The 23,783-nt window shown below is 40.9% G+C and carries 16 protein-coding genes; all 16 read left to right on the forward strand.

All coding sequences use genetic code 11. From position 1 onward, the window contains the following. Window positions 1-802: 802 nt before the first annotated feature. The 16 genes from V7K27_RS20680 (at window position 803) to hepA (ending at window position 23,773) form a co-directional block, all read left to right on the forward strand. Window positions 803-1,477, forward strand: a complete 675-nt coding sequence (locus V7K27_RS20680) for a vWA domain-containing protein (RefSeq protein WP_300415531.1) — start codon at window positions 803-805, stop codon at window positions 1,475-1,477. A 50-nt stretch (window positions 1,478-1,527) separates the two neighbouring features. After that, window positions 1,528-2,310, forward strand: a complete 783-nt coding sequence (locus V7K27_RS20685; RefSeq protein WP_334949957.1) for a PP2C family serine/threonine-protein phosphatase — start codon at window positions 1,528-1,530, stop codon at window positions 2,308-2,310. Window positions 2,311-2,366: 56 nt separating this feature from the next. Then, window positions 2,367-4,535, forward strand: coding sequence for a tetratricopeptide repeat protein (locus tag V7K27_RS20690; protein ID WP_334949958.1), 2,169 nt, complete (start codon window positions 2,367-2,369; stop codon window positions 4,533-4,535). A 686-nt stretch (window positions 4,536-5,221) separates the two neighbouring features. Continuing rightward, window positions 5,222-5,995, forward strand: a complete 774-nt coding sequence (gene rfbF, locus V7K27_RS20695; protein WP_334949959.1) for a glucose-1-phosphate cytidylyltransferase — start codon at window positions 5,222-5,224, stop codon at window positions 5,993-5,995. A 271-nt stretch (window positions 5,996-6,266) separates the two neighbouring features. Continuing rightward, complete coding sequence (gene lhgO / locus V7K27_RS20700) at window positions 6,267-7,481, forward strand: L-2-hydroxyglutarate oxidase (protein WP_334949960.1); 1,215 nt, start codon at window positions 6,267-6,269, stop codon at window positions 7,479-7,481. A 435-nt stretch (window positions 7,482-7,916) separates the two neighbouring features. Further along, window positions 7,917-8,945 (forward strand): NAD-dependent epimerase/dehydratase family protein, encoded by a 1,029-nt coding sequence (locus V7K27_RS20705; RefSeq protein ID WP_334949961.1) that lies wholly within the window; start codon window positions 7,917-7,919, stop codon window positions 8,943-8,945. A 198-nt stretch (window positions 8,946-9,143) separates the two neighbouring features. Continuing rightward, the gene (locus tag V7K27_RS20710) at window positions 9,144-10,460 is read left to right on the forward strand and encodes a class I SAM-dependent methyltransferase (RefSeq protein WP_334949962.1); all 1,317 of its coding nucleotides are present in this window, start codon (window positions 9,144-9,146) and stop codon (window positions 10,458-10,460) included. 175 nt (window positions 10,461-10,635) lie between these two features. Next, window positions 10,636-11,643, forward strand: coding sequence for a glycosyltransferase family 2 protein (locus V7K27_RS20715; protein WP_334949963.1), 1,008 nt, complete (start codon window positions 10,636-10,638; stop codon window positions 11,641-11,643). 50 nt (window positions 11,644-11,693) lie between these two features. Continuing rightward, entirely contained in the window at window positions 11,694-12,545 is an 852-nt protein-coding gene (locus V7K27_RS20720; RefSeq protein WP_334949964.1) for a phytanoyl-CoA dioxygenase, read from the forward strand. Window positions 12,546-12,788: 243 nt separating this feature from the next. Continuing rightward, window positions 12,789-13,346 carry a dTDP-4-dehydrorhamnose 3,5-epimerase gene (gene rfbC, locus V7K27_RS20725; RefSeq protein ID WP_334949965.1) on the forward strand — a complete coding sequence of 186 codons (558 nt, stop codon included), beginning with the start codon at window positions 12,789-12,791 and terminating at the stop codon, window positions 13,344-13,346. A gap of 248 nt (window positions 13,347-13,594) precedes the next feature. After that, a complete protein-coding gene (locus V7K27_RS20730) occupies window positions 13,595-14,842 on the forward strand; it encodes a glycosyltransferase (protein ID WP_334949966.1) in 1,248 nt (415 codons plus the stop codon). A 349-nt stretch (window positions 14,843-15,191) separates the two neighbouring features. Continuing rightward, window positions 15,192-16,505 (forward strand): NAD(P)H-dependent oxidoreductase, encoded by a 1,314-nt coding sequence (locus V7K27_RS20735; protein ID WP_334949967.1) that lies wholly within the window; start codon window positions 15,192-15,194, stop codon window positions 16,503-16,505. Between the two features lie 298 nt (window positions 16,506-16,803). Continuing rightward, the gene (locus V7K27_RS20740; RefSeq protein WP_334949968.1) at window positions 16,804-17,904 is read left to right on the forward strand and encodes a glycosyltransferase; all 1,101 of its coding nucleotides are present in this window, start codon (window positions 16,804-16,806) and stop codon (window positions 17,902-17,904) included. Between the two features lie 125 nt (window positions 17,905-18,029). Beyond that, window positions 18,030-20,258, forward strand: coding sequence for a GumC family protein (locus V7K27_RS20745; protein WP_334949969.1), 2,229 nt, complete (start codon window positions 18,030-18,032; stop codon window positions 20,256-20,258). 676 nt (window positions 20,259-20,934) lie between these two features. After that, window positions 20,935-21,657, forward strand: a complete 723-nt coding sequence (gene hepC, locus V7K27_RS20750; protein ID WP_334949970.1) for a heterocyst development glycosyltransferase HepC — start codon at window positions 20,935-20,937, stop codon at window positions 21,655-21,657. 274 nt (window positions 21,658-21,931) lie between these two features. Continuing rightward, window positions 21,932-23,773 carry a heterocyst formation ABC transporter subunit HepA gene (hepA, locus tag V7K27_RS20755; RefSeq protein ID WP_334949971.1) on the forward strand — a complete coding sequence of 614 codons (1,842 nt, stop codon included), beginning with the start codon at window positions 21,932-21,934 and terminating at the stop codon, window positions 23,771-23,773. The last annotated feature ends 10 nt before the right edge of the window (window positions 23,774-23,783 follow it).

Here is a 23,783-nt window from a genome sequence, read left to right on the forward strand (position 1 = left end):
GGCACGTTCTACTTACAGCTAAAAAACAAGTAGGTGGGTATGAATAAAGTTAAACACTGATCGTGACTATAGGAATCATATTTGATTTCTGAAAAAATCTCGGTAGTCTTGTAGTAGACCCTCATGGCTTTAATGTTGCAAAAAAATTGTAGGTTGGGTGGAGGCTTTGCGTAACCCAACATCCTGATAATCAGTTGGGTTGCGCTCCGCTCCACCCAACCTACGTCTACGTCTACGTCTAATGCACTATTAAAGCCATGATAGTCTACTACGTGCATTTCAAAAATCAAATACTAGTCCTATAGACTATCAGTAGATGTTAATTGCTTCTAAGCTCTACTCACTATCGACAACTATTAGCTGAAGACCTTAATAATGACGTTTATTTATGCCCACTATCTTGAAGAGACAAATTTGATTCCAAGTTTGCACAGTTACACTGGTATACTTCCAGAGCTAATGAGCTTAATTATGATTAATCACTTTTCTGTAAAAGACCGATTCTCCTACATAAAATCTTTAAAAACTTATCTAGGAAAGTTTACGTATTTATTGTACTGTAGGTTTAATGGATATAAGTTTTTGGTAGATAGATTACAACAGCTAATCCTGGGTTTTGATAAACTAAGCTGTACTCCAGTTCATCTGAAATATATAGAGAACTTCATGAAAATAATTTGTTTAATAAAGATTAGAGCATTTCCCAATGGATACTATATTCTGTAATGGCCTGGGTCCCTGAAATTATATACTCTAAGAGAAGGAAAATAAAGCTTTGAACTTTAACATAACACAAAAAGTTATGCATGATACGTTAAGACTTGATGAAGTAGTAGAATTTGCTGAGAACCCAGAACCACGTTGTCCTTGTGTGCTGTTACTAGACACATCTGGCTCGATGCAAGGAGATCCGATTGAGGCTTTAAATCAGGGTTTACTGAGTTTAAAGGATGAATTAGTCAAAAATTCCTTAGCGGCTAGACGGGTGGAAGTGGCGATCGTCACTTTTGATAGTAATATCAATGTCATACAAGACTTTGTGACTGCCGATCAATTCAATCCACCTATTTTGACAGCACAGGGCTTGACTACGATGGGTGCGGGAATTCATAAAGCTTTAGACATAATTCAAGAGCGGAAATCTCAGTATCGTGCCAATGGGATTGCTTACTATCGTCCTTGGGTATTCATGATTACCGATGGAGAACCGCAAGGCGAGTTAGAGCATGTGGTAGAGCAAGCATCCCAGCGCTTACAGGGAGATGAAGCAAATAAGCGTGTAGCATTTTTTACAGTGGGTGTAGAAAATGCGAATATGACGCGTTTAAATCAAATAACTGTGCGTACCCCCTTGAAGCTGAAAGGATTAAATTTTATCGAGATGTTTGTCTGGTTGTCAACTAGTATGTCAGCTGTTTCTCATTCGCAGGTGGACGAACAGGTAGCACTACCGCCGATTGGTTGGGGGACTGTTTAATAAAAAATCGCAGCTAGCTGTGTAAACATCAAGCTGCTGGCAAAAAATCTATGAACATATCAAAACAGATTACTCAATGGCGGATTGTGGCTGCGTCTGTATGTGGTACAAGTCACTTAAAAAACAAGCAGTTATGTCAGGATGCTCATCACTGGCAGATATTGTCAGATAATGTTTTGGTGGCTGCCGCCGCAGATGGCGCGGGTTCTGCTAGCCTGGGGAAAGTGGGAGCGATGATTGCTGTGGAGACAGCAATAGAAAATATTTCCACTAAAGGGCTGACCCGGCAAATGTTGAATGATGATTCATTGGTGCGATCGCTTTTAAATGATGCCATACTAGCGGCTAAAAAAGCTGTCGATGCTGAGGCGGCTAGTTGTGACAAACAGCCTCAAGATTTAGCAACTACCTTAATTATCATGGTTGCCACACCAGAAGTTGCCGCTGTAGCACAGATAGGTGATGGTTTGGCAGTGGCAAAAGATAGCATGGGCAACCTCCTCGCACTGACTATACCTGATAGCGGCGAATACATTAACGAAACCACTTTTTTGACTTCGCCTACTGCCTTAGATGCAGTGCAGATGAGATTATGGCGCACAGACATTGTAAATGTTGGGATTACAACCGACGGACTACAAATGCTGGCTTTGAATATGGTTGTTGGCGAACCTCACAAACCGTTCTTTTTTCCCCTGTTTGAATTTGTAGCCAATACCAAGGATAAGACTGAAGCAAAGGAGCAGTTGATAAAATTTTTACGCTCAGAACGGATTACACAACGCACTGATGATGATTTGACACTCATTATAGCTGCATTCAACGATTCATAAGCAATACATCTACAGGTTTCACATCTTACATAACTCCCGTTAGCGGTAATTTCATTATGCAGGTACTACGTTGTTCCCCTAGAAAAGAAATTCTCAGCCTCAATGTCAGTTTGGGGCGTGGCGGTGAAGCTTGTGTTTATGCAGTGCCATCCGATAGCAACTTGGTGGCGAAGATTTACCACAAGCCAACGACTGCCCATGCTGATAAACTCCAGGCGATGCTTGCCAACCCGCCAGAAAATCCCACGGCGAGTTTGGGGCATATCTCTATCGCTTGGCCAGAGGATTTATTACGGGCGGCAGATGGCAAAAATAGCATCCTTGGCTTTTTGATGCCACATATTCACGGGATGCGGCCAATTATCGACTTTTACAACCCCAGAACCCGTCGCCAACACTGCCCCCTATTCAACTATCAGTACCTGCTCCGCACGGCTCGGAACCTAGCGGCGGCTTTTGCAGCTTTGCACGCTAGTGGATATTGCATTGGTGATGTCAACGAGTCAAATATTCTCGTCAGTGACACCGCACTGGTGACTTTGATAGACACAGACTCTTTCCAAGTACCCGACCGAAACAACAATGTTGTTTATCGCTGCCCAGTAGGTAAACCAGAGTTTACCCCACCAGAACTCCAGAATAAAACTTTTGCCCAGCACGATCGCGAAATCTCTCACGATTTATTTGGGTTAGGGGTGCTAGTATTTCAACTCTTAATGGAAGGCACCCACCCATTTTCGGGGATTTTTCAAGGTGCGATTGAGCCACCGCCCTACGAAGCCCGCATTGCATCAGGTCATTTCACTTACAGCGAAAAGCGGCACGTACCCTACCTACCTACACCCATTGCACCCCCTTGGGAAATTCTTCATCCCGCCTTACAGGAATTATTTGTCCGTTGTTTTGAAGCGGGTCACAACAACCCACAGCTGCGCCCCAGTGCCCAGACTTGGCTCTCAGCAATAGCTGAAGCCGAAGATTCCCTGATTACCTGCACGACAAATCCTCAGCATCGCTACAACAGCCACATGCGTAGCTGCCCGTGGTGTGAACGTACCGTGCGATTAGGCGGACGCGACCCCTTCCCATCACATCGGGCTATAGAAGCTAAAGAACATCTACAACCGCGAATCAAAGCGAAAAAGCACTACACTCAGACCCCGCGTTTTCCACAGCGAGCCACGTCATCGCACGTAGCTAATTATTGGCAACCAGTAATTAGCTCAAACCGTTCACCTTATAAACCTTCCAAGAAGTCAAAATTGTACCCGGTTATTTGTTGCTTGTTAGGTTTTGGTTTATTGGGATATGCGGACGTAATGATTAAATTTACTCAGCCGTTGATTTCCCAAAATGCTTACACCCAACAAACATTGAAGTCTCGCCAGACAAATAACATCCTCAGCTTCACTGATTACTATCAGCAGGGTGACACTGCTTACAAAGAGCGAGACTACGAAAAAGCAATTGCCAACTTTACCGAAGCAATTAAACAACAACCTACATCTGCCATAACGGTTGTAAATCGCGGCAATGCCCGTTATAACCTGAAAGACTACGAAGGAGCAGTTGCAGATTATAGCCAAGCTCTCACAATCCAGCCCAATCAAACCAAAGCTCTTGTAAATCGGGGCAATGCCCGCTATATGCTCGCCGAATATAGCAACGATCCCGATCAACAGTATAACCTAGCGATCGCTGACTATAATCGGGCCATCGGTCTGAATAGTAATGAGATTGAAGCTTATGTTAGACGGGGGATTGTCCGCGCCCAAATGGCTAAATATAGCGGTGAATCTCAACAAGCTTACAAAAGAGCGATCGCAGATTTTACTGAGGCAATAAAACTTAATGTATCCAAAGCCGAAGCTTACTTTCAGAGGGGTGCCGTCTATTATCAAATTGCTCAATATAGCAGCAATTATGAGCAAGAATATAATCTAGCGATCGCTGACTTTAACCAAGCATTAACTATTAGCCCCAAACTAGCAAAAGCATATCTCAAACGAGGTATGGTTCGCTATGAACTAGCACAATATGGCGGTAATCAATCTAACAAAAACCAGACGAAAGCTATCGAAGATATACAGGCATCTGCCAAAATCTTCCTTGAGCAAGATGATATGGATAATTATCAGCAAGCACTCAGTAACATGTGTGTAGTCGTAGAAAACAAATGTGACCCTTTATTCCAAACCTCCAGTAATGTGGAAAAAACTAACTAAAAACAATTGAAGAAGAATTCAGAATTCAGAATTCAGGAGCGGAGCCGGAGACGCTCTACGGCTTGGCGTCAGAATCAATCAGTCGGGGATTGGGACCGGCGCAGGAATTGTTGCACCACCAAAAATTCTAGTTTTGTGGGGGTGCAAAAACGCCGATTATTCATCCGCTTTTTCGTTCAGAATACCCTTCTTGTATTCTGACGACTGGCGCCAATATTGCTGTTTGGTAAGTTTTGTTACTGAAATCTTATTGGTTTTGATTGAAACAATCAAGCCTGACTAGGGTTAGCGCCAGCTAATCCTAGTTATTTTATGGGTGACATTTTTATTTAATTTAGTAATTTATTTCCGTATTTATAGATATTCATAGAGCTTTTATATAGAAAAGATTTTAATTTATATTTCCTTCATAATTTTGCCGAAAATTACAGTTAGATTATTGACTGAGAATAAAGAAATCAGAAATCAATTTTTCTCTATCTAAGTGCATCCTCTTCATCTCGAAAAAGTCAATTGAAGAAGAATTCAGAATTCAGAATTCAGAAGTCAGAACAAGAAAGTGAGGAATTCAGACCCGCCACTCACGCGACTTCACCAGTCGTACATAATTAAATTCTGAATTCTGGCGACTGGCGGCTTTATTCTTTCCTGATAATAATATCTCTACAAATCTCCGAGGTAATTGCATGAAAGCGGTGATTTTGGCTGGAGGGCTTGGTACACGCCTCAGTGAAGAAACTAGTATCAGACCCAAGCCGATGGTTGAGATTGGTGGTAAGCCAATTCTCTGGCACATAATGAAAACTTACTCTGCCCACGGCATTAATGACTTCATCATTTGTTGTGGTTACAAAGGTTACATAATTAAAGAGTATTTTGCTAACTATTTCTTACACATGTCAGATGTTACTTTTGACATGCGATTTAACCAGATGAACGTGCATTCTGGTTATGCTGAACCCTGGCGTGTCACCTTAGTAAACACGGGTGATAATACAATGACAGGCGGACGCTTAAAGCGAATCAGCGAACATGTTGGTAATGAAACTTTTTGCTTTACCTATGGTGATGGTGTAAGTGATATTAATATCACCGAGCTAGTTAAGTTTCATAAACAACAAAATACCTTAGGAACACTCACAGCCGTTCAACCAGCCGGACGTTTTGGAGCCATTTCCTTAGGATATGAGCAAACTAAAATTACCAGCTTTCGAGAAAAACCTGAAGGTGATGGAGCTTGGATTAATGGCGGTTATTTTGTGTTAGAACCAGAAGTAATCAATTTGATTGCTGATGACTCTACGGTGTGGGAGCAAGAGCCATTAGAAAAGCTAGCTGATATGGAACAGCTATCAGCTTTTAAACATGATGGTTTTTGGCAACCGATGGATACTTTACGCGATAAAAACTATCTAGAGGGGCTATGGAACACCAATCAAGCTCCTTGGAAAGTTTGGTAAGAGAAGAGTAGGGAGTAGGGAGTAGGGAGTAGGGAGTGGGGAGTAGGGAGTGGGGAGTAGGGAGTGGGGAGTAGGGAGTTAGGAGTTAGGAGTTAGGAGTTAGGAGTTAGGAGTCAGGATTTATATCTCCCTCATCTCCCTCATCTCCCTCATCTCCCTGATCTCCCTCATCTCCCCCACTCCCTCATCTCCCTCACTCCCCCACTCCCCACTCCCCACTCCCCACTCCCCAATTCAAAGATTTACTGTAATTTTAAGTGCGATAATACTAATGTATGATTTTGCAATTATTGGTGGGGGAATAGTTGGACTCTCGACAGCGTTGGCTTTAGGAAAACGCTATCCCAATGCCCGGATTTTAGTACTAGAAAAAGAGAGCCAATGGGCATTTCACCAAACCGGCAATAATAGCGGGGTGATTCATTCTGGTATTTACTACAAGCCAGGGAGTTTCAAAGCTAAATTTTGTCGTGATGGTTCTCGCTCTATGGTAGAATTCTGTCAAGAGCATGGAATTGAGCATGAAGTTTGTGGTAAAGTAATTGTTGCAACTGAAGAACAAGAGCTACCACGCTTAGAAAATCTCTACAAACGTGGCTTAGATAATGGCATAGAAGTCCAGAGAATTAGCCCGGAAGAAGTGAAGGAAATTGAACCTCACGTAAAATGTGTAGGTGGACTTCGGGTATTCTCAACTGGTATTGTTAATTACAAGCAAGTTTGTTTGAAATATGCCCAGCTAATTCAACAACAGGGTGGGGATTTACACCTGAATACAAAAGTTCTGAAAATCTCCCCAAGTGGTAAAAATCAGGTACTGGAAACAAACAACGGTAACTTTGAAACGCGCTTTGTAATCAATTGTACTGGATTGCATAGCGATCGCACCGCCAAATTAGGTCAAGTTGAACCGCAAGCAAAAATTGTCCCATTCCGGGGAGAATATTACGAACTCACCCCAGAAAAACGCTATCTGGTCAAGACGCTAATTTACCCAGTTCCCAATCCAGATTTTCCCTTCCTGGGTGTCCACTTTACCCGGATGATTGATGGTAGCGTCCATGCAGGGCCAAACGCGGTTCTGTCGCTCAAACGCGAAGGTTACAAAAAAACCGACTTTGACCTGCGGGATTTTCTTGAAGTCATCACCTATCCTGGTTTTTGGAAGTTAGCAGCCAAACACGCTGATGAAGGCATCCAAGAAATCATTCGTTCCTTTAGTAAAGCAGCGTTTACGAGAAGCTTGCAAAAACTAATTCCCGAAGTCCAAGCAGAAGACTTAGTTCCCACCCATGCAGGAGTCCGCGCTCAAGCCTTAATGAACGATGGCAAGCTTGTAGATGACTTTTTGATTATTTCTGGTCAAAACTCCATTCATGTTTGCAATGCCCCTTCTCCTGCTGCCACATCTTCTCTAGAAATCGGCAAAGCGCTAGTCACACAAATTCCCCAACTCTCGCATCTAGATAATGTCGTAACTGCATAGATAACTTAGTTATTACTTCCGGTGCTGCTGAATAAGGGATGAATCTTGTGAAGTAGGCATCTTGTTCGCCCGGAAATACAAGGGACGAGTAAGATAGCCATCCCACAACAAAAAACTGTAGTGCATCAATTAAGAACCGTTATAGAGTGCTGCTGGGTAAGCCTGCAAAAGGTTTTAGTAACTACGTAATGACTGTTAGCCGAGTCATATATAGCGCTTCTGTGTTGAGTCCAATACAGACCTAACCCCCAACCCCTTCCCTGCTAGCGTTGGGGAGTAAGATTCAAAGCCTCTCTCCTCTTAGGAGAGAGGTTTGGAGAGATGTCGAGCTATTGCATACAAACGAAAAACGCTATAGCGTTTCCTTTGGACGCACATCTGTGCGACCCTACTAAACGAAGAATTTAACTCATCAATACAAAGGCATTAACCACAATGAAAATATTAGTAACTGGCACAGAAGGCTATCTTGGTTCATTATTACCTTCTCTATTAATTGAACGGGGACATGAAGTTATCGGTCTAGATACTGGTTTCTATAAAGTTGGTTGGCTGTACAACGCTAATGGGGTAACACCTAAAACCCTCAACAAAGATATCCGCAACATCACCCCTGATGATTTGGAAGGTGTCGAAGCAATAGTTCACATGGCGGAACTCTCCAACGACCCCGCCGGACAATTAGCACCCAAAATTACCTACGAAATTAATCATGTAGGTTCAGTTCGTCTGGCTAGTCTGGCTAAGGCTATGGGTGTGCGTCGCTTCGTATATATGTCTTCGTGCAGTGTCTATGGTGTTGCTACCGCAGGTGATGTCACAGAAGAATCCCCGATTAATCCCCAAACAGCCTACGCAGAATGCAAAACTCTGGTAGAAAAAGATGTCAGACCACTCGCTGACGATGACTTCTCTCCCACCTTTATGCGGAATGCCACAGCCTTTGGTGCTTCTCCCAGAATGCGCTTTGATATTGTCTTAAACAACTTAGCAGGGTTGGCATGGACTAGCAAACAAATCAAAATGACCAGTGACGGTACACCTTGGCGGCCATTAGTCCACGCACTGGATATTTGCAAAGCAATAGTCTGCGCTTTGGAAGCACCACGGGACATTGTACATAACCAAATCTTCAACGTGGGAGATACAGCAAACAACTATCGCGTTAAAGAAATCGCTGAAATTATTGCTGATATTTTCCCAGATTGTAAATTGTCCTTTGGTGACAATGGCACAGATAACCGCAGCTATCGGGTATCCTTCGAGAAAATCAACACAATTCTACCCGGATTTAAGTGTGATTGGAATGCCCGACTTGGTGCCCAGCAGCTATTTGATTTATTCAGTCAAATTGATATGGCTGAAGATACGTTCTTATTTAGAGGATTTACTCGCTTAAAGCAGCTAGAGTATCTGATTCGTACAGAGCAAATTGACAAAGATTTCTTCTGGAATAAGAAGTAGCTATAGTCGCCTTATTAGTGTGTAAAGAATTGAATCATAATAATTATTTGTAGTTTGGGCTTTAGCACTAAAGTGCAAATTACGAACCGATTAAATGAAAATTTACACACTAATAATCTCAATATTTCCGAAATTAATAATATTTTATTCGGACTTATTTCATTTATCAAATTATTTGCAATCAGTGAGTTTAAAATTATGGCGATCGCAAAATGTCGTTTCAGTGGTCAACCTCTGCACAAAACCTTTGTTGATCTAGGAATGTCACCTTTAGCCAATGCTTATCTTAGGGCAGAACAGCTAAATAATGCCGAAAAATTTTATCCTCTCCATGCTTATATTTCTGAAGAAACTCTCTTAGTTCAATTAGAACAGTTTGAAACTCCAGATCGCATTTTTAGCGATTATGCTTACTTTTCTTCCTACTCGGTAAGTTGGCTAAAACATGCTAAGGATTACACCGATATGATGGTAGAAAAGTTTGGTTTTAATCATCATAATCAAGTTATTGAAATTGCCAGCAATGACGGCTACCTACTGCAATATTTTTTAGAAAAGGAAATTCCAGTTTTAGGAATAGAACCAGCCGCAAATATCGCTAAAGTTGCTGAATCCAGAGGCATTCCTAGTATCAACAAGTTTTTTGGGGTTGAAACTGCCAAAGAACTAGTAATACAAGGAAAATTAGCTGACCTTTTAATAGGTAATAATGTTTTAGCTCATGTACCGGATCTAAACGATTTTATTGCTGGGATGAAACTCATCCTCAAACCGAATGGCATTTTGACGATGGAGTTTCCTCACATTTTACAACTCATTCAAGAAAATCAGTTTGATACGATTTATCATGAGCATTTTTCTTACTTCTCATTCCTGACTATCGAAAAAATTTTTGCAGCACACAATTTGCAAATTTTTGACGTGGAGGAATTACCAACTCATGGCGGTTCACTAAGAATTTATGCCAAACATGACTACGCTGATAATCCCAGCATTAGCGACCGAGTTAGCCATTTGAAAGCAAAAGAAATTGCTGCTGGACTGCATCGGATAGAGACTTACATTACATTTGCCGAAGAAGTCAAACAAACAAAGCACAAGCTATTAAATTTCCTCTTGACGGCTAAAGCAGAAGGTAAATCAATTGCTGGTTATGGCGCACCAGCTAAAGGCAATACATTGCTCAATTACTGTGGGATTGGTAAAGATTTTATCGATTACACAGTAGATTGCAATCCCTACAAGCAGGGTTTATTTTTACCTGGAACTCATATTCCCATCTTTGAACCAGATAAAATCCGCGAAACTAAACCAGATTATGTCCTAATTTTACCTTGGAATCTCAAGGAAGAAATTATGGAACAAATGGCATTTATTGGCGAATGGGGTGGACAGTTTGTAGTGCCGATTCCTGAAGTAAAAATTTATCCATGTTCTATTGTGGTTGAAGAAGAATGCAGAATGCAGAATCCAGAATTCAGAATCAATCAGTCGGAGATTCAGACCTGCCACTGATTTAAGACCACCAAATCTACGATTTGGTGGGGGTCTTAAACCCGGTATTCATCTGCTTTTTCGCTCAAAATTCATTCTGAATTCTGACGACTGGCGCGAATATTTCTGTTCGATAAAATGTTGTACTAAGCTGTTGCTACTGCCGATTTTTTTTAACTACATCTTTTAATTGAATATGAATAAATTGCTTACTATTGCCATTCCTACATTCAATCGTGCTGAGTTACTTGATAAACAGTTAGCATGGCTGGCTCAAGCTATCAAAGGTTTTGAAGATGACTGTGAAATTTTAGTTTCTGATAATTGTTCAACAGATAAGACTCAAGAGGTGATCCAAAAATGGCAAGCAACACTTAGTAATATTACATTCAAGTCAAATAAAAATTATCAGAATTTAGGCGTTGTCAAAAATATTATGTATTGCCTAAATAATACAACAACAAAATATGTTTGGACAATTGGTGATGATGATCCAATTCAAGATAGAGCTATTGCTTATGTGATTAGCAAACTTAAACAACATGAAGATTTATCATTATTGTTCCTCAACTTTTCCGGTCGAAACCAAATTAGTGGTGAACCAGTTCATCCACCAACAATTGTTGGTAATCGCTGGTTTGATGTAGATAGTGAAGATGGTGCTGGTGATGGTAAAGCTATATTTGAGCATTGTTTCTCAAAAAGTGTCGGCGCAGTTATTTTTCTGACTGCTACAGTCTACCGCACTGACCTAGTGAAACGCGCTCTCCAAAGTTGGCAAGATGCTGAAAATAACTGGATATCTTTAGCATATTTAGCCGGATATTGTGCTGCCAATGGCAGTGTAATTGTCACTAAAGAAACTTATTTGGAATGTGTTGTTGGTGTGAGTTATTGGCAGAAAGAGCCAAAATCTGCACTGTTAATGCAATACAAACACATACCCGAAGTGATTTTGAAACTGGAAGAGAATGGATATTCTAAGCAGTTTTGCAGGCGGATGCTTTTGCAGAATGGCAAAGAAGTTAACTTGAAAGTTTTCTTGGGTGCTTTAAGAAGATGGCCTATGTCCGCCATCAAAACAGTAGTCCCATTTTTGGCTTTAGTGAGCTTGTGTGCTTTTGATGTGATGGTTTCTAAAGAGTTAGGGTTAGCAGAATCAAGTGAAATACCTACTCAAGAAGTGCAGAGCTATAAGTCATAAGCTACTAAATTACTGACAAATATACATCAAAATTAGAAGGTATTTACGCCATGTTTACCGCCATTAAACGCAAAATATCTACACTGTCTTCTGACTTTGAATACTACGTAGCCCGTTGGAAGCATAGCAGAAATTTGCCAGCATTGGAAGGATGCGATCGCAACATCCTTAATGCTCTCAAAAAAGATGGTGTTTACGTCACAACACTTGCAGATTTAGGGTTCAACTCTAGCTCCGAACTCCTAAAAGCTGCTTATCATCAATTGTCTCAGATGGAAAATCCTAACAATGGCCATCTAGATGAAAAGTTACCCCAAATTTCCACAGTTACAGGTTTACCAGAATTTTATGCCTGGGGGATAGAGAAAAGACTGGTCAACATCATCGAAAATTATATTGGTCTTCCCATTGCTTTTCATGGTGTACATTTACGCAAAGATTTTCCTAGTAGACATCAGTTTGGCACGCTACTATGGCATAGTGATGCAGAAGACCGCCGTATTATCAAAATCTTTATTTACTTGAATGATGTAGAAGAAAAAACTGGGCCTTTTGAATACATTCCCCGCTCTTTAACTTCCTTATTTAGTTGGAATTATTTTCGACTTTACTACAAACTTTGGAAGTCAGGCTATATGGGTATTGATGATGAAGAAGTTAAACCAGTCATCTCCAAATCAGCTTGGAAATCCTGCCCAGGCCCAGCAGGTACAGTCATTCTTGTAGATACGAAGAATGCTTTGCACCACGGCACAGTCCGCACAGAAGAACGTTCAGCGCTATTCTTTTGTTATACCGCCAACCCTCCCGAACGACCAGACCTATGCACCCAATATTGGGATGATACTTATCCCAGAGCAGAGTTACGTTCTGCATCAGATGCAGTTCAAGTTTCGACTTAAAAACGTAAATTAGATATTCTTCTGGCGAGAAGAATATCTAATTTAATTAACCGCAGAGGCGCAGAGAACACAGAGGAAGAGAAGAAAAGAAAAGGGTTGCACTCTATGAAATTTATAAGTTTAGGATTGATACAAAATATCTCTCAAACTCTCATATCTCCGACTGATTGATTCTGAATTCTGAATTCTGGATTCTGCATTCTTCTTCAATTTCTGTACTCAACATTCATCTCAAAGGAATATATGATTTTCACCGAAACCGCACTCAAAGACGCATTTATTATTGACTTAGAAGAAAAGCCCGACCACCGTGGTTTTTTTGCTCGGTCTTTCTGCGCTCAAGAATTTGAAGCACATGGCTTAAAGCCAACAGTTGCTCAATGTAACCTGTCTTTTAACTACAAAAAAGGCACTATCCGGGGAATGCACTATCAAATTCTGCCAGCAGGAGAAACGAAATTAATTCGCTGTACTAAAGGCGCTATCTATGACGTAATTATTGATATGCGTCCTGAATCTCCCAGCTTTTTATCACACATCGGTGTAGAATTAACTCCAGAAAATCGTCGCGCCTTGTATGTTCCAGAAATGTTTGCTCACGGCTATCAAACACTCACAGATGAGACTGAAGTTGTATATCAAGTGGGTGAATTTTACACGCCAGGGTATGAAAGAGGTTTACGCTATGACGACTCATTCTTTAATATTGATTGGCCTCTAGATGTGACTGAAATATCTGAGAAAGATTTAAATTGGCCTTTGTTGAGAATGATGACTGTTGGCGGTACAGCTTCCAGATAACTATAGGTCAATACGGTTCAATTAAGGCTTAACTCTTTGTCAAAGTCAATTTTTTTAACGAACCGCAAAGGACGCAAAGAAGAGGCAGCGCGGTCTTGGGGGTTTCCCCCATGAGTGACTGCCGTCGCAAAGAAGAGAAGAAAGAGAAGGAAAATAAGGAAGAAATACTTAACTGAACTGTATTGAACTATCAGATATTTCTCTATGCCTCTATGTGAGAGTAAAATAATTAATTCAGGTAGAAATAAATGCCCACCAGTATTCTATCTCGTGTCGCTAATACTATCTCTTTTGTCTCTAAAAAAGTCCAAGCTCGCATTAATTATGCTAAGACCTTACAGGTTGTTTCCCTGAAGCCTAAACAGCCTTCCAAAGGAAATGTACTTCTTTCTTATCGGATTGAACCATTTATCATAAAAGCAGGTCAGCCTATCCCCAATGACCAGAGTTGGAACTGGGAATGTCTACTAATTGCCCAAACTTTTTTAGACATGGGCTATAACGTTGATGTTATCCAATTCCACAATGATAAATTTGTTCCTCAAAAAGACTACGCATTTTTCATTGATATCCGTCATCGTCTAGAAGCGCTTGCACCAAAACTGAATAAAGATTGCATCAAAATCTTCCATATTGACATTGCTAATATGGTGTTCCGCAATGCAGCTGAATGCAACAGACTTCTAGAACTCCAACAGCGTCGAGGAATTACTCTACGTCCACAGCGATTTGAAACGCCCAACTTGGGAATTGAATATGCCGATTACGCTACCGTATTGGGCAACAATTTCACAGTTGATACATTCAAATATGCCAACAAACCAATGTATCGTATTCCCATTTCTTCATCACTCGTTTATCCCTCTCCCGACGAGAAAGACTTTGAAGCGGTAAGAAAGAATTTTATATGGTTTGGTGGTAGTGCTTTAGTTCTCAAAGGATTAGACTTGGTTTTAGATGCCTTTGCCCAAATGCCGGAATACCATTTAACAGTTTGTGGCCCGGTAAGTAATGACAAAGAGTTTGAGCAAGCTTTCTATAAAGAACTGTATGAAACACCTAACATTCACACCTATGGTTGGATTGATGTTAGCAGCCCTGACTTTTTAAAGATTACAAATAATTGTTTGGGTCTTGTTTATCCTTCCGTTTCTGAGGGACAGGCAGGTGCAGTAATAACTAGCTTACAAGCCGGATTAATTCCGATTTTAAGCTACGAATCTGGTGTGGATGTTCATGATTTTGGTGTGATTTTCGATAATCTTTCCCTTGAAGAAATTAAGGCGAAAGTTAGAAGTATTTCCAATTTGCCTGTTGAAGACCTAAAGCTGATGTCTCGGAAGGCATGGGAATATGCAAGAGCAAATCATACCAAAGAAAAGTTTGCCCAAGCCTACAGAAATGCTGTGGAGCAAATTATCGAAAATCATAGCCAGAAAAAACAGACTGGTTCGATCGCATCTGGCAAACAGCTAGTTCTTAGCCCTGGCGATTAGAAATCGCGGCTACACAAACAAAGTCCACCTCCGTGGACTAATACAAAATCAAGGGTTCTTAGGGACTTCCAAATAAAAAAATATCCCAAAACTGACGCAAAAATCCTCTCTATTTCTCTTCTCTCTGTGTTCTCTGCGTCTCTGTGGTTCGTTTCCTTGAATAATTTATTTCTTGGAAGTCCCTTAACCCACGATCGCGTAGCATTCCGCAAAGAAAGGTAAAGTCTCATGTAGACGAGCCAGCAATTTACGATGAAAATGTACTTAATATTTAGCTGTAACAAATTATTAAGTGCAAAATTATCGAGATTTGTATCACAATAAACAGTTCCAAAAAGGAGTTTAGTTCATGATTATTATCGATCGCGCCTTACAAGCCCGTGCAGCAGCAGGCAATCCCATCAAAGTGGGAATGATTGGGGCTGGTTTTATGGGTCGAGGAATTGCCAACCAAATTGTCAATTCAGTGCCAGGAATGGAGTTAGTTGCTATCTCCAATCGTCAGATTGAGGCAGCCAAGCAAGCTTATTCGGAAGCCGGAATTGAGGAGATTCAAGTTGTTGCAACTGTCAGCGAATTAGAAGATGCGATCGCTAACGGTAAATATGCAGTCACAGAAGACGCTAAGTTACTGTGTCGGGCTGAGGGTATTGACGCACTAATCGAAGTCACAGGTGCAGTGGAATTTGGCGCTCATATTGTCATGGAAGCGATCGCCCATTGCAAACATGTGATCATGATGAATGCCGAACTCGATGGCACCATTGGCCCCATCCTGAAAGTGTATGCTGACAAAGCAGGCGTCATTCTCAGCGCCTGTGATGGCGATCAGCCAGGGGTACAAATGAACCTTTACCGCTTTGTAAAAAGCATTGGTTTAACTCCCTTATTGTGCGGTAACATTAAAGGACTCCAAGACCCCTATCGCAATCCCACCACCCAGGAAGGATTTGCTAAACGTTGGGGTCAAAAGCCTCACATGGTGGCTAGCTTTGCCGACGGAACCAAAATTTCCTTTGAACAAGCGATCGTTGCCAATGCCACAGGGATGAAAGTCGCCAAACGGGGAATGTTAGGATATGACTTCAACGGTTATGTCGATGAAATGACCCAGTTATATGATGTTGAACAACTCAAGGAACTGGGCGGCATTGTCGATTATGTAGTTGGAGCAAAACCTGGCCCAGGCGTATATGTATTTGCCACTCACGACGACCCCAAGCAACGCCACTATCTCAACTTATACAAATTAGGCGAAGGCCCTCTTTACAGCTTCTATACTCCTTATCACCTCTGTCATTTTGAAGTTCCCTTGTCCGTAGCGCGTGCTGTCCTATTCGGTGATGCCGTTATGTCTCCACTCGCAGGCCCGCTAGTAGATGTGATCACCACCGCCAAAATCGACCTGAAAGCAGGAGAAACCTTAGATGGCATCGGCTACTACATGACATACGGACAATGTGAAAATTCCGATATTGTCCAACAGCAAAATCTCCTACCAATTGGTTTAGCTGAAGGGTGTCGCCTAAAACGAGATATTTCTAAGGATCAAGTCCTCACTTATGAGGATGTAGAATTACCTGAAGGCAGACTTTGCGACCAACTACGAACTGAGCAAAACACTTATTTCGCTCCCGAAAAAATCTTGGTAGCAGTTGGGTAATATCGGTTTCAAAAATATTTGCAAAAAATGAATTGGCTGTAGGGGCGTACAGCTGTACGTCCCTAATACGTTTCGGATAAGATCCCCCCGCCTGCGGCGACCCCCTTAAAAAGGGGGTAAAAATTACAAAAAGCCCCCCTTTTTAAGGGGGGTTGGGGGGATCTCCGAGGCGTCTACATATTTGTCGCAATAATTTCATAAAGAGGATAGGAAGCTATACTGCTGAACACTAAAGTTGTTGATAGTAACTTGCTGGGGAGCGTTTAAACAAACCCGATCGAAACTTTAGGTCAAATTCATGAAAATTGCTCTAGTCCATGATTATTTAACCCAGCGAGGTGGGGCAGAGCGTGTGTTTGAACTGCTTTGTAAACGCTATCCCGAAGCAGATATTTTCACATCTTTGTACGATCCACAAAAAACTATTGATCTAGGCGATCGCATAGTTAATACAACTTTCTTGCAAAAGATTCCCTATGCAGCAAAATATTTCAGGTCGATGGCTCCTCTATATTTTCCTGCCTTTCGTGCCTTGGATCTGCAAGACTACGATTTAATTATTAGCAGTAGCACCAGCTTCGCCAAAGCAGTGCGAAAAAATCCCAATGCCCACCACATTTGTTTTTGCCATAATGTCACCCGTTTCTTATGGGATACAACAACTTATTTAAGAGAGTACGGAGACTATAGATATTTTGCTCCTTTAATCGAAGAAGTATTCCAAGTAATGAGAAAGGTAGACCTGAAATATGCACAGGAACCTGACCTTTACATTGCTAATTCTAGTGTTGTTGCCCGCCGTATTGAAAATATTTATGGCAAAAAGGCAATGATGGTAAACTATCCAATTGATACTAGTAAATTTCTTTTCTCAGATATAAAAGATGAATATTATCTGGCCTCAGCCCGGATGATCAGTTATAAGCGTCTTGATATAATAGTGGAAGCTTTTAATTGGCTAGGGTGGCGGTTATTAATATCAGGTGACGGGCCAGAACAAGCACGGTTAAAATCTAAAGCATTACAAAATATTGAGTTCTTGGGACACGTAAGTGATAGAACCCGCAAAGACTTGTTTTCCAAAGCCAAGTCTATTATTGTCGCAGCCCTAGAAGACTACGGATTAGTTCCAGTAGAGGCTAATGCTAGCGGCACACCAGTCATCGCCTATGGAGCAGGTGGAGTATTAGATACTCAAATTCCAGGTGAAACAGGAGTCTTTTTCAAAAGGCAAACACCCGAATCTTTACAAGTTGCATTACTAGAAGCTAATGGCATTTCTTGGGATTACGATCGCATCCGTAATCATGCAGTAGCAAACTTTTCAGAGAAGGCATTCTTTGGGAAAGTTGAACAAATTATTAATCAAGCTTGTGGCGTGCATCAATTATTCATTTGATTTCTGAATCTCTTTCCACTATAAGATTACCTATTTATTTTCTCTCCTCTTGGCGGTTTGTTAAAAAAAATAGGTATTCTTCGGAGAATCTCTTAGCGTAAATCTCGAAGACAAGGATAATAAAAGTGGTTCAAACTAGTCTAAATCCTCAGATAACTCCAGCTTCTGAAAGTGAAGTAGGTTACGGTCAATTGTTTGCCGTATTTGTGAGGAGATTTCCTTGGTTCTTAGCAGTATTAATTAGTTCTATTGCTCTTGCAGGCATGGTAACTTTAAAGACAAAACCTACTTATAAAAGTTCCATGCAACTGCTAGTAGAACCTAACTATCAAGGTAAGACAGAAGGTGCTGGGTTAGACAACCAGTTTACTGACTCAAATGTGGTCATAGATACTGCCACCCAGCTTAACTTGATGCAGAGTTCGGGACTTATTCAAAAAGCAGTTAATAAACTTCAGTCTGATTATCCAGATATAAGTTCAACTGAAATTAAAGCTTCTTTGGTCTTAACTCAATTAAGGAGCAAAGAAGATAATGTCGCTACGAAAATATTTCAAGTTGAATACACTGCTGGAGATCCAGAAAAGACACAAAAAGTTCTGGGTGCAATTCGACAAGTTTATGTGGAATATAACAAAGAACAACAGAATTCGCGTTTGCAAAAAGGTCTGCAAATTATTCGGGAACAGTTAAGTAAAGCCAGTGAAGAAGTAAACGCATCTGAGACAAATTTACAAAGGTTTCGGAGAAATCAGAACTTAATTGATCCAGAGTCACAGGCCAAAGCCATTGAGACAGCTTTGAACAATATTGCTCAAGAAAGACAGACAACTCGCGCTCAATATGGGGAAGCTTTGGCACGCCAAAAATCTTTAGAAGAACAACTTAACCGTTCTCCCCAGAATGCTCTAGTTGCTTCTCGTCTGAGTCAGTCTACTCGCTATCAAGGCTTACTGAACGAAATCCAAAAAACCGAACTAGCACTAGCACAAGAACGCTTACGCTTTACAGATGAAACTCCGAGTGTGCAAAAGCTCAAAGAACAGCTTCAGAGCCAGAAAGAATTATTGCAACAAGAGGTAGGAAGAACTTTAGGTGAAAAGTCTTCTGGTGGAGTTACTTCTGGAGATTCTCTTCTTGAACGAGGACAGCTTGGGCAAATTGATCTTAGCCTTGCTGGTCAGCTAGTGGAAACCCAGACCACTATAGTTGCTTTAACTGCTCGCGATCAAACTTTGGCTCAGAAAGAAAACGAACTGCGTCTTGAAATTAAACGCTTCCCACCTCTGTTGGCTTATTACAATCGGATGTTACCGCAGTTGCAATTTAGTCGTGAAAGATTAGAGCAGCTTTTAAGAGCAGAACAGCAATTGCGGCAAGAACTTTCCAAGGGTGGATTTAATTGGGAAGTTGTAGAAGAACCTCAAAAGGGCGCACAATTAGGCCCCAATCTTCAGCAGAACTTGCTGTTAGGTGCTGTGGTTGGGTTCATGTTAGGAGGCATTGCTGCGTTTATTCGGGAATCGGCTGATGATGCAGTTCATACCACTGCTGAATTAGAGAAGCAAATGGCTATGCCGTTGTTGGGAACAACTCCCAAGTTACCGCCAGCCAAACCCAAAGAATCAATGATTAAGTTGCCTTTTGGTAAGCCAGAAGTTCTTTCCCCTTGGACAATTCAGGTATTGCAATCTCCACCGCGTTGGGAATCGCTGGATCTGATTTACAAAAACATTGAACTTTTAAATACTGTTACTAATTTAAAATCTTTGATGATTACCTCAGCTTTACCTGATGAGGGTAAGTCAGCTTTGGCCTTGGGTTTGGCAATGAGTGCTGCTCGTTTACACAAAAGGGTGTTGCTAATTGATGCCAATTTACGCGATCCTAGTCTGCATGAACAACTGAATCTTCCTAATGAGCAGGGGCTTTCAACTCTATTAGCGAGTGATGCAACTCTACCCAACCAAATTAGTTTTCAATACTCAGGTTCCGCCTACATCGATATTTTAACTGCTGGCCCAAAACCTGCTGATCCAGCTAATCTGTTGAGTTCCCCTCGGATGATGCAATTGATGGCAGCATTTGAGGAAAACTACGATTTGGTACTCATAGATGCTCCCCCAGTTCTCGGCTTGGTCGATGCCATGCTTACCGCATCATCTTGTCGTAGCGTGGTCATGGTGGCAAGCATTGGCGTTGTAACGCGAAGTCAGCTTAATCAAGCGACAGCCATGTTAAGTAAGTTAAATCTGATTGGGGTTGTAGCTAATGGCGTATCAAACTCTAGCAGTAATTACGTACCTTATATCAAACAACAGCAATTAGCTCTACGCCAAGCTGTAGAAAAGTAATTAGTACAGCAAGATTATAGATCCCCGACTTCTTAGAGAAGTCGGGGATCTTTCTCGTTTCTAGCCTCTGGTTGGAAATGCAGATCAAAAGCGGCTCTACCGCGAATCAGGGAGGCGGAGCCTCAATGAGGGGCATTCCCAGTCGGAGACTGGGAACGAGGTAATAACCAAAATTTAATTTTATTGCTATCAGGAAAAATTCAGTATATTTATACTATCTTTATCGGTTTTCAGATAAATCACGGACTATTTAAAGAGTAAATAAAGAATTTATTTGTGGGATCGCTATTTCTAGATAGTCTTATAACCTAGAGATTAAACGTAGATATAGATTCATGGGTAATTTCCCTCTACATTTCTCTACTGTCAGTAGTTCCCGGAAAATCATAATTTACCCATGAATATTAATAGTAGCGTTACTCGTAATTAAGCATAGGGTTCAAGACTCCCAACTCTACAGTTAACTTTGTTTCAGACTGGGGTTTAGACTACATCTAATGTCATGTTCGCTTCAAGACTCATTGTTTAGGCTGACGCGGAGAGTTTTTTTAATCAGTGAATAATTACGAATTACTCCAACTTTTTGGACTTACAACAAGATGCGGATTTGGGTCTTTGGCATTGATAGCCTTTGATAACTCCTCAGCAATTCACTCCTGTATAATCCCAAAGACATATGACAACTTCAATAATTCCAACTCTAGAGAATTTATATGATGTAACCCAGCCACAGCAAGATAATCGCTCTGGGTACTGCACACTCTATTGGCGACGGGGTAAGCTGTTGGTGAAGCCGCTTGGACGGGTTCAACAACCATATCTAGCTTCATTAGATAGTAAGCGATCGCTAGTAGAATGCTTACAACATTCTCCTGTAAGTTTGGTAAGCATAGATCCAAAATTGGGTGAGGCTTTGCTCAAGTTTTGGGCAGAAGCATCTGAAGAAGCTCAAAAACCAATATTCCTAAGCATACCCGCTAGCAATAAACTGCCTAACCAACCCTTGCAGCGACTAATTGATTGGATTGCTGCTTTAGTGTTGTTGCTATTAGTAAGTCCAGTCATGTTGGGATTGATTGTATTAATGCAGGTTTACTCGCCAGGGTCACTTTTTTGTCGTGAGTGGCGTGTTGGAGAACGGGGTAAACTCTTTCGGGCGATTAAGTTTTCCACAACTACAAAGCAAAACATCACACCGTTAGGGCGTTGGATGTGTAAATACAGTCTTGACAATTTACCACAGTTATTTAACGTGCTGCGAGGTGACATGAGTTTAACCGGATCTTCTTGTTGGACTTTAGAAGATGCAGTACAGCTAAATCAACTACCAGAAATTACGACTTCATGGGAAGTAGAAGCACAGTCTCACCGATTACATCTGGATAGCCAAACACTGTAATTTATCTGTCCGGTAATTGATGATTTCATCTACCGCACTTGGGCTAAAACAAAAATTGCTCACGTAGAATCTATAGCGCAATACAGTTCAGTTAAGTATTTCTTCCTTCTCTTCCTTTGCGTCCTCTGCGTCCTCTGCGCCTCTGCGGTACCCTGCGGGAAGCCGCTCCGCGTCTACGTTAAAAAATTCACTTTGACAAAGAGTAAAGCCTTAACTAAACCGTATTGATCTATAGCGGTCTATCTACCTTGCCAAATTATTGTTATAAAAATCAATGCTTTTCAAACTTCCTCAACCACTCAGCAATCTGCTCAAAGCTACCAGCTTCTGGCAGGACAACTATTTGATATTGCAAGAATTTAAACACTTTCGCAAAATTGCAACTTTAGCTCTAATATTCTCGATTCTGGCAGCAACTTTTGAAGGTGTGAGCATTGGTTTCTTACTTTCCTTTTTGCAAAGCTTAACTAGTCCTAATGCTCAACCTGTCCAAACAGGAATAGACTGGTTTGATATTTGGATTTTGGGAGCTAAGACATCAGCAATTAATCGTTTGTACCGTGTATCTTTGCTGATTTTATTGAGTACTTGGTTACGTGCCACCTTCAATTATTTTTCTCAAGTCTATACTGAATTATCTCAACTACATCTTGCCGATCGCTTGCGTAAGCAAATTTTTGAACAGTTACAATCATTATCGCTAAGTTACTTTGCCAAAACTCGTTCTGGTGAACTAATTAACACAATTACCACAGAAATCGAAAGGATCAGACAGGGTTTTAGTAGCGGAGCCTTTTTAGTGACGAGAGGATTAACAACCTTTGTCTACTTAATATCAATGTTTTTGATATCATGGCAGCTAACGCTCATTTCAGCATTATTATTTACCCTTTTAGGTGTTGGATTATCTAATCTAAATGCCAGGGTGAGAGAATCAAGTTTTGGCGTGACAACTGCTAATGCTAATTTCACATCAACAGCCGTAGAATTTATTAATGGCATTCGCACTGTTCACTCCTGTGGTACTCAAGAATTTGAGCGCCAGCGTTACTACAAAGCTAGCGACAAGATAATCAGTACTACAACTAAAGTTGTCTTCACTTGGACACTTGTCAAGCCAATTGCTGAAGGGGTCGCTACTACAGTGTTGGTCGGAATGATTATTTTGGCATTCACTAGCCTGGTTACGAATGGAACGCTACAAGTTGCTTCTTTATTAACGTTTTTCTTTGTGCTATTTCGTTTTATCCCATTCGTTCAAGATATTAATGGCACAAGAGCATTTCTCAGTACTTTACAAGGTTCAGCAGACAACGTTAAAAACCTCTTAAAAAGTGATGATAAAAATTATTTTCAGAATGGTAAAATCAAGTTTAATTCTTTAAAGAGGTCAATAAATTTAGTATCTGTAGATTTTGGGTACGACGATCAAAATCTAGTGCTGCATAATATTACCCTAACCATTGAAAAGGGAAAAATGACAGCATTAGTCGGAGCATCTGGGGCTGGTAAAACAACTCTTGCTGATTTAATTCCTCGATTTTATAATACTACAGATGGATATCTTTACATTGATGAAGTTGATATACGGGAGTTTGAAATTAACTCCCTGCGTCGCAAAATAGCTGTCGTTAGTCAGGATACTTTTATCTTCAATGCTAATGTTTGGCAGAATATTACTTACGGTACTTCAGAAGCCACTAATGATGAAATTAAAGAAGCTGCTAAACTAGCGAATGCACTAGAATTTATTTTAGAAATGCCCGAAGGTTTTGATACCCAATTGGGAGATAGGGGTGTTAGATTATCTGGAGGACAAAGACAGCGAATTGCGATTGCGCGTGCTTTACTACGGAACCCAGAAATTTTGATTTTGGATGAAGCAACTAGCGCCTTAGATTCGGTATCCGAACGCTTAATTCAAGATTCATTAGAAAAGCTATCTGTTGGTAGAACAGTAATTGCGATCGCTCACCGTCTTTCTACCATTTCTAAAGCAGATAAAGTTGTAGTTTTAGAACAGGGACGGATAGTAGAGCAAGGTAAGTATCAAGAACTCCTGGAACTGAAAGGCAAGCTTTGGGAATATCACAATATGCAATACCGTAATTCGTAATTCGTAATTC

It is taken from the genome of Nostoc sp. (genome assembly GCF_036919575.1).
Lineage (GTDB): Bacteria > Cyanobacteriota > Cyanobacteriia > Cyanobacteriales > Nostocaceae > Nostoc.

Excerpts from the sequence above, each read along its gene's own strand:
- V7K27_RS20680 (WP_300415531.1), top strand. The coding sequence starts at position 803 with ATGCATGATACGTTAAGACTTGATGAAGTAGTAGAATTTGCTGAGAAC.
- V7K27_RS20685 (WP_334949957.1), top strand. The coding sequence starts at position 1,528 with ATGAACATATCAAAACAGATTACTCAATGGCGGATTGTGGCTGCGTCT.
- V7K27_RS20690 (WP_334949958.1), top strand. The coding sequence starts at position 2,367 with ATGCAGGTACTACGTTGTTCCCCTAGAAAAGAAATTCTCAGCCTCAAT.
- rfbF (WP_334949959.1), top strand. The coding sequence starts at position 5,222 with ATGAAAGCGGTGATTTTGGCTGGAGGGCTTGGTACACGCCTCAGTGAA.
- lhgO (WP_334949960.1), top strand. The coding sequence starts at position 6,267 with ATGTATGATTTTGCAATTATTGGTGGGGGAATAGTTGGACTCTCGACA.
- V7K27_RS20705 (WP_334949961.1), top strand. The coding sequence starts at position 7,917 with ATGAAAATATTAGTAACTGGCACAGAAGGCTATCTTGGTTCATTATTA.
- V7K27_RS20710 (WP_334949962.1), top strand. The coding sequence starts at position 9,144 with ATGGCGATCGCAAAATGTCGTTTCAGTGGTCAACCTCTGCACAAAACC.
- V7K27_RS20715 (WP_334949963.1), top strand. The coding sequence starts at position 10,636 with ATGAATAAATTGCTTACTATTGCCATTCCTACATTCAATCGTGCTGAG.
- V7K27_RS20720 (WP_334949964.1), top strand. The coding sequence starts at position 11,694 with ATGTTTACCGCCATTAAACGCAAAATATCTACACTGTCTTCTGACTTT.
- rfbC (WP_334949965.1), top strand. The coding sequence starts at position 12,789 with ATGATTTTCACCGAAACCGCACTCAAAGACGCATTTATTATTGACTTA.
- V7K27_RS20730 (WP_334949966.1), top strand. The coding sequence starts at position 13,595 with ATGCCCACCAGTATTCTATCTCGTGTCGCTAATACTATCTCTTTTGTC.
- V7K27_RS20735 (WP_334949967.1), top strand. The coding sequence starts at position 15,192 with ATGATTATTATCGATCGCGCCTTACAAGCCCGTGCAGCAGCAGGCAAT.
- V7K27_RS20740 (WP_334949968.1), top strand. The coding sequence starts at position 16,804 with ATGAAAATTGCTCTAGTCCATGATTATTTAACCCAGCGAGGTGGGGCA.
- hepC (WP_334949970.1), top strand. The coding sequence starts at position 20,935 with ATGACAACTTCAATAATTCCAACTCTAGAGAATTTATATGATGTAACC.
- hepA (WP_334949971.1), top strand. The coding sequence starts at position 21,932 with ATGCTTTTCAAACTTCCTCAACCACTCAGCAATCTGCTCAAAGCTACC.